The following is a 224-nucleotide window of genomic DNA, read 5'->3' as shown; positions in this document are numbered from 1 at the left end:
ACTGTAAGTCATAATGCAACACTTCCAATTTCAGGCGAAGGGACAACAACAATAGTGACGTGGACTTATGATGATGGTAACGGAAACACAAGCACACAAGATCAAAATGTGATTATAGATGACACCACAGCACCAACACCAGATGCGGTAAGTTTATCAGATATCACAGCAGAATGTGAAGTGACAAGTTTAACAGCACCAACAGCTACAGATAACTGTGGAGG

General features: G+C 41.5%; 1 protein-coding gene. It reads left to right on the top strand.

The genetic code is table 11. From position 1 onward, the window contains the following. On the top strand, nucleotides 1-224 hold a 224-nt coding region (locus Q0787_RS19300), incomplete at both ends, for a hypothetical protein (RefSeq protein ID WP_298905102.1).

Source organism: uncultured Psychroserpens sp., assembly GCF_947492715.1.
Taxonomy (GTDB): Bacteria; Bacteroidota; Bacteroidia; order Flavobacteriales; family Flavobacteriaceae; genus Psychroserpens.
This window is presented reverse-complemented; position numbering and strand designations above follow the sequence as displayed.